1 protein-coding gene is annotated in these 1,228 nt (G+C 60.4%); it reads right to left on the reverse strand.

Annotated elements, in window-relative coordinates; translation table 11 throughout:
• Positions 1-30: 30 nt before the first annotated feature.
• Positions 31-834: a helix-turn-helix transcriptional regulator gene (locus DQW06_RS28645; RefSeq protein WP_013152909.1), complete on the reverse strand. Its 804-nt coding sequence runs from the start codon at positions 832-834 to the stop codon at positions 31-33.
• Positions 835-1,228 lie beyond the last annotated feature (394 nt).

The raw sequence follows: 1,228 nt of genomic DNA on the forward strand, positions 1-1,228 counted from the left end.
GACTTGTGCCATTCCTTCACTACCTGCTCCTCAAAGCGACGCGATGAAGTCGATGCTTTCAGCGGGTGAGAGCGCCAGACTACGAAGCGCCCCGAACCGCTGTTGGCAGTCTGCCACGACCTCGGCGTCCGTGATGATCTGGCCCTTGCCCGGAACTTCTGCGTACACCAGGTACTCCGCGAACGACATCCGCATCACCATGAACGCCCCATCCATGGCACCATGCGCACCGCGATGGTACGGAGCCACCTGCACCTCGATGTGAGGCTGCCTAGCCCTGCGGAGAAGGACTTCCCTCTGTGCTTGCATGAGACTCGGGGAACCGACCGTGCGGCGCAGTGCCCCTTCCTCGATGACAAACATGGCGAGGGGAGGCTTCGGCCTGTCAAGAATCGCCTGCCGCTCCATCCTCGACTGCAGGAGTTGCTCGCTTTCCTCAGCTCCCAGCGGAGGGAACGCTGCACTCACTACCTGGCGTGCGTAGTCCTCAGTCTGAAGCAGCCCGGGCACAGCCTGAGGTTGGAATTCCTGGATGACCTGGGCTTTCTCCTCGATGACCACAAACTCCTGGAGCCACCAGGGCTGCGCACGCCTCGCCCCTGGCCACAGACCGAGCAGTGAACCGTGGCCTTCCAGGGCAGCATCTGCAAGCTTCGCGAACTCCTTGGACGGCCTCCGTTCCCCGCGTTCGATAGCCCCCACCTGCTGCTTGGAGGTTCGAGTGAGAACACCTAGTTTCTTTTGGGACAAATCAGCCAATTCTCTCATTTGTCGCAGCGTTGCGCCGAACTGATTCATTGCGGCCTGCTGAGAAGCAGTGATCTTGGGAGGCATAGCCACAGGTAACCACAACCGACCACGGACGCCCACGGGGGGAATGAGCAAGGATGCAATTTGGACCCGGGCCTAGAGAACTTCTTCGCTGGTCAGGCAGGGTGTCTCCACGAAAGTAAACCTGTGGCTTTCAAAGGACGAGACCAACGCACCTGGCCCCCAGGTGAGGATCGCTGGGGCCTCGGGAACCTACCGACTCCTTCCTTCACTGGGCGGCCACGCGCGAAACCGACTCGCGAAGACAAGACCTAGACACAAAAAGCCCCGAAGGTCGCCACTAACGACCTCCGGGGCAAATGCCCCACCTGTCCACAAAGAGCAAAGGTGAGACCGATGAAGTCTACCGCTCCACCCCTTCCACTTCCACGCCGACTGTGCGGAACCGCCACCAAAT

Origin of the sequence: Nocardiopsis sp. TNDT3, assembly GCF_003427465.1 — a bacterium.
Lineage (GTDB): Bacteria > Actinomycetota > Actinomycetes > Streptosporangiales > Streptosporangiaceae > Nocardiopsis > Nocardiopsis dassonvillei.